This window comes from Rhodococcus sp. NPDC003382 (genome assembly GCF_053589135.1).
On the sequence record NZ_JBSFRH010000094.1, the window covers coordinates 1 to 4,858 of the forward strand.

A 4,858-nucleotide genomic window follows, 5' to 3' on the forward strand; every position below is an offset into this window, starting at 1 on the left:
TCCCCGGCCCGGATCAGCTGATCGGCCAGCGCGATCGCGTCGATCCCGGACAGACACACCTTGTTGACCGTCAACGCCGGCACATCCATCGGGATGCCCGCCGCGACCGCGGCCTGCCGGGCCGGGATCTGCCCGGCGCCGGCGGTGAGCACCTGACCCATGATCACGTACTCCACCTGCTCCGGGGCGACCCCGGCCCTGGCCAGTGCCCCCTTGATCGCGATACCACCCAGATCCGACCCCGAGAAATCCTTCAACGCGCCCTGCAAACGGCCCATCGGGGTACGGGCACCGGCAACGATGACTGAAGTGGTCACGGGGAATTCCTCCGAGGTCTCGAGGAACAGCAGCCTGGCGCGTTCCTGGGGTTGTGCCGGAAGCGACCTCCCGGCGTGATTTGATCTAACGTTAGCGCTACCGTCTAGAACATGACTGAGTCGTCCTCCCATTCCCCCGCAACCGGCGCCGTGCTGGCCTCCGGCCTCGTCACCGCCATCGATCACGTCGGCATCGCGGTGCCCGACCTCGACGCCGCCCTCACCTGGTACGCCGAGAACCTCGGCCTGGTCTCCACCCACGAGGAGGTCAACGAGGAGCAGGGCGTGCGCGAGGCGATGCTGTCGGTGCCCGGTTCCCCCGAGGGTTCCACCGCGATCCAGCTCCTCGCACCGCTGAACGAGAACTCGACGATCGCGAAGTTCATCGACCGCAGCGGCCCGGGACTCCAGCAGCTCGCCTACCGCGTCAGCGATCTCGACGCCGTGTCGACCATTCTCCGTGAGCAGGGTGTGCGGCTGCTGTACGACGCACCGCGCCGCGGAACCGCCGATTCGCGCATCAACTTCCTGCATCCGAAGGACGCCGGTGGTGTGCTCGTCGAGCTCGTCGAGCCGGCCGCCGACGTTCACCACTGAGTCCTCGACGCGGCGCTTATCACAACGCGGGATCGCCCGCCGCCCGAGCCTCACCGACCGGGTAGATTGACGCCATGGTCTTCGATCGCGATCGCACCCCCAGCCATCTCCCGTTTTCCATCGTGCGCAAGGGCTTCGACCGCGACGAGGTGACCAACTACTTCGCACGGTTCGAGGCCGAGCTGCGGGTGACCGCGACCGACCGGGACGCCGCCGCGGCTCAGGCCCGCGACCTGTCCCGTCAGCTCGAGAACGCCCGCAACGAGATCGACGAACTGCGCAGGGACGTCGATCGGTTGTCGGTGCCTCCGACGACCGCCGAGGGGATGAGCGATCGCATCTCCCGGATGCTCCGGCTGGCGTCCGACGAGGCGTCCGAGCTTCGGGCGCGCGCGGAAGCCGAAGCGGCGGAAATGATCTCGCTCGCCGAGCAGGAAGGCATCCGTCTGCGCGGCGACTACGAAGCGAAGATCGCCGAGCTCGAGCGGCGGCGCGTCGCGTTCGAAGAGGAACATGCGGAGACGATGGCCGCGGCACGCGCCGAGGCCAATCGCATCATCGCCGCCGCCGAGGCGGAACGCGACCGGCTCGCCGCGGAAGCCGAAGCCAAGCGCGCACAGGTCCAGCAGGACTTCGAGATCACGATGGGCGAGCGTCGGTCCAAGCTGCTCGGTGCGCTCGACGAACTCGAGCGCACCAGCAAGGCCGAGGCCGACCGGCGCGTCGAGCAGGCGACCCAGGAAGCCGCACGACGTCTCGCCGTCGCGACCGAACAGTCGGAGCGCAAGATCGCCAACGCCCGCGATCTCACCGAGGAGCTGCGCGTGCTGCGCAGCCGGATCCTCACCCAGCTCGACGGGGTACGCGAGCAACTCGAATCCGTTCCGTCGATGCTCGCCGCGGTCACGCGGGAAGGCGAGCTGCTCGACCGCGACGGGCAGTCGACACAGGACGACCGCACCGACCGAGCGGAAGCCGACAGCGCAGGGTCGGACGATGCCGAGGCTTCGGCCCCCGAGTCGGCGGCGAACAACGACCGGTCGGGCGACGAAACCGAGCGGATGCCGGCAGTGGCGGGCGATCGGGGTCGTTCCCCCGCGGTCACCAGCAAGGCACGCAGGTAGCCGAATCGCGCGTGTTCGACCCGCGTCCGGCGACTACGACCAGCGTCTCGTCGGACTGCGAGTCGCGCGTCCCGACCAGCATCCGGTGTGCCAGTGCCGGCGGTCGTCCGCGCCACCGAGCGCATCGGTCGACCAGGCGACCACATGCGCGGTGCCCGGCGCGATCTCGTGGTCGCATCCCGGGCACCGATACGACTTGGTCGCTCGCGACCCCGGCACCGTGCGTACGGTGAACCGTTCCGACTCGGCGCCCGCCGGCCCGTACTCGGTGCGGACGGTCGCGGACGCGTGCAGGTTCCGCCCGCGTTGCCGCGGCGGCTGAGCTCGGTTGCGGCGCGGCATGATCAGAACAACCGGAACTCGGTGCTCTCGGTTCCGCGCAACGCCTCGTAGTCGAGGACGAGGCAGCGGATGCCCCGGTCGGTGGCGAGAGTCTTGGCCTGCGGTTTGATCTGTTGCGCCGCGAACACGCCGGTCACCGGCGCCAGCAGCGGATCCCGGTTGAGCAGTTCGAGATAGCGGGTGAGCTGTTCGACACCGTCGATCTCGCCGCGTCGCTTGATCTCGACCGCCACCGTGCCGCCGTCCGCGTCCCGGCACAGCAGATCGACCGGGCCGATCGCCGTCGGGTACTCCCGTCGGATGAGCGTGTACCCGGGGCCCAATGTATGGACGTGCTCGGCGAGCAGCTCCTGCAGGTGCGCCTCCACACCGTCCTTGATCAGGCCCGGATCGACGCCCAGTTCGTGACTCGAATCGTGCTCGATCTCCTCGATCGTGATGCGCAGTTGCTCACCTGCCTTGTTGGTGACCACCCACAGAGCCTCCGCGTCCTCGGTCGGCTCCTCGGCCATCCAGCACGGCGGGCTCATCCAGTTCAGCGGCTTGTAGGCACGGTCGTCGGCATGGACGCTCACCGAACCGTCGGCCTTGACCAGCAGCAGGCGTCGCGCCGTCGGCAGGTGTGCCGTCAGGCGTCCGATGTAGTCGACTCGGCAGCGGGCAATCACTAGGCGCACTCCTGCCACCCTAATGGATGCCCCGTGCCACGCACTAAACGACTAGTCTCCAACGACTATGCCCGTACGCCGTGCAAGTGACGCGCCACTCGGTTCCCCGATCCTCGGTGAGCCCGCCGAACCGGTTCGGCGGCAACGCATCCGAATCCAGACCCTGTTGACCTTCTCGCTGCTCGGCACGCACTTCCTCGGGGCGGCCATCGCCGCCGTGCTGATCAACGTGGTGGTCCCCGGCCCGACGGTGCTCACCCGCGAATTTCTCGTCGTCGTCGCCGTGATCGCACCCGTCTACGTACTCGTCGCGATGGTCGTCGGAACGGTGCGCGGCACCAGGCTCGGACTCGAGCAACTGCGCTGGGCGCTCGACGACCGGCCCCCGACCGACGCCCAGAAGCGGGCTGCGCTCCGTCTGCCGTGGCGGCTCACCCTTCATCAGGGAATGCTCTGGTTCATCGGACTGGTCCTGTTCACGACGTGTTTCGGCATCATCGATCCGACGACGATCCCCAAGGTCTCCCTGACGATCACCCTGGCCGGTCTGACCGTGTGCGGCTTCGTCTACCTGTTCGGCGAGTTCGCGCTGCGCCCGGTAGCGGCTCGCGCACTCGAGGAAGGTCCGGTACGACGACGTCCTGCGAGCGCCGGCGGCAGGTTCATGCTCGCGTGGGCGCTGGGCAGCGCTGTCCCGATCGTGGGGCTGCTCCTGGTCGCGGTGTTCAGCTTCATCCGGCCCGTCACTCCCACCCGGTTCGCGGTGACGATCCTGACGATCGGCTCGATCGCGCTCGTCGTCGGTGCCCTGCTGATGTGGCTCAGTGTGCGCGCGAGCATCGCGCCCATCGAATCCGTGCGGGCCGGCATGACCCGAATCGAGCAGGGCGACCTCGACACCAGGGTCGTGGTGTACGACGGCACCGCCCTCGGCGAACTACAGGCCGGGTTCAATCGGATGGCCGAAGGGCTGAGCGAACGCGAACGACTGCGAGACGTCTTCGGCCGGCACGTCGGACGCGAGGTCGCGGCGGCCGCGCTCGCCAATGCAGATGTCCTCGGCGGAGAAGAACGGGATGTGGCGGTGCTGTTCGTCGACATCATCGGTTCCACTGCGATGGCCGCGAGCCGACCGCCGGCCGAGGTCGTCGCGCTGCTCAACCGGTTCTTCGAGGTCGTCGTCGACGAAGTGCACCGCGCCGGCGGCTTCGTCAACAAGTTCGAAGGCGATGCCGCCCTGGCAATCTTCGGCGCACCCGTCGAAACCGACGACGCTGCCGGCTCCGCCCTGCGCGCCGCCCGCGAGATCGCCCTCCGCATCCTCACCGAGGTACCCGAGTGCCGAGCCGGCATCGGCGTGGCCGCCGGACGGGCGGTCGCCGGGAATGTGGGGGCACGGGAACGCTTCGAGTACACCGTGATCGGTGATCCGGTCAACGAGGCGGCACGGTTGTCGGAGCTGGCGAAGTCGGTCCCCGGAAGGGTCGCAGCCTCCGGGCGCGCCGTCGATGCCGCGTCGGATTCCGAAGGCGCACTGTGGACTCCGCACGATCGGATCGCTCTGCGCGGCCGCGCCGAAACGACGATCGTCCACATCCTCGCCCACCTCTCCGAGTGAGGGGGCAGATCGCCGTAGATCCGCGGGTGAATCCCAGCGACACACCGGCAGCCGGACGCACACTGTTGGTCACCGGCCGGGACCGGAACACCCGGACCCGGGAAAGCCGAAGACCCCCACCGGAATCGGTGGGGGTCTTCGGTAACGGGTGTTCGGCGGTGTCCTACTCTCCCACACCCTGTCGAGTGCAGT

General features: G+C 68.5%; 6 protein-coding genes. 3 read left to right on the top strand and 3 right to left on the bottom strand.

Translation table 11 applies throughout. The features are described 5' to 3' along the window. Positions 1-317: thiolase family protein (locus ACWDUD_RS30390; protein WP_450111747.1), on the bottom strand; the 317-nt coding region annotated here is incomplete at its 3' end. 111 nt (positions 318-428) lie between these two features. On the opposite strand from ACWDUD_RS30390, the gene mce reads away from it, so the two are divergent. Then, entirely contained in the window at positions 429-914 is a 486-nt protein-coding gene (mce, locus tag ACWDUD_RS30395; protein ID WP_197255316.1) for a methylmalonyl-CoA epimerase, read from the top strand. Positions 915-988: 74 nt separating this feature from the next. Further along, a complete protein-coding gene (locus ACWDUD_RS30400) occupies positions 989-2,038 on the top strand; it encodes a hypothetical protein (RefSeq protein ID WP_450111748.1) in 1,050 nt (349 codons plus the stop codon). Between the two features lie 33 nt (positions 2,039-2,071). On the opposite strand, the gene ACWDUD_RS30405 is transcribed toward ACWDUD_RS30400, so the two are convergent. Next, on the bottom strand, positions 2,072-2,380 hold the full coding sequence (locus ACWDUD_RS30405; protein ID WP_450111749.1) for an ATP/GTP-binding protein: 309 nt from the start codon (positions 2,378-2,380) through the stop codon (positions 2,072-2,074). A gap of 2 nt (positions 2,381-2,382) precedes the next feature. Continuing rightward, a complete protein-coding gene (gene nucS / locus ACWDUD_RS30410; RefSeq protein WP_197255320.1) occupies positions 2,383-3,057 on the bottom strand; it encodes an endonuclease NucS in 675 nt (224 codons plus the stop codon). A 58-nt stretch (positions 3,058-3,115) separates the two neighbouring features. On the opposite strand from nucS, the gene ACWDUD_RS30415 reads away from it, so the two are divergent. Further along, entirely contained in the window at positions 3,116-4,666 is a 1,551-nt protein-coding gene (locus ACWDUD_RS30415) for an adenylate/guanylate cyclase domain-containing protein (RefSeq protein WP_450111750.1), read from the top strand. Positions 4,667-4,858 lie beyond the last annotated feature (192 nt).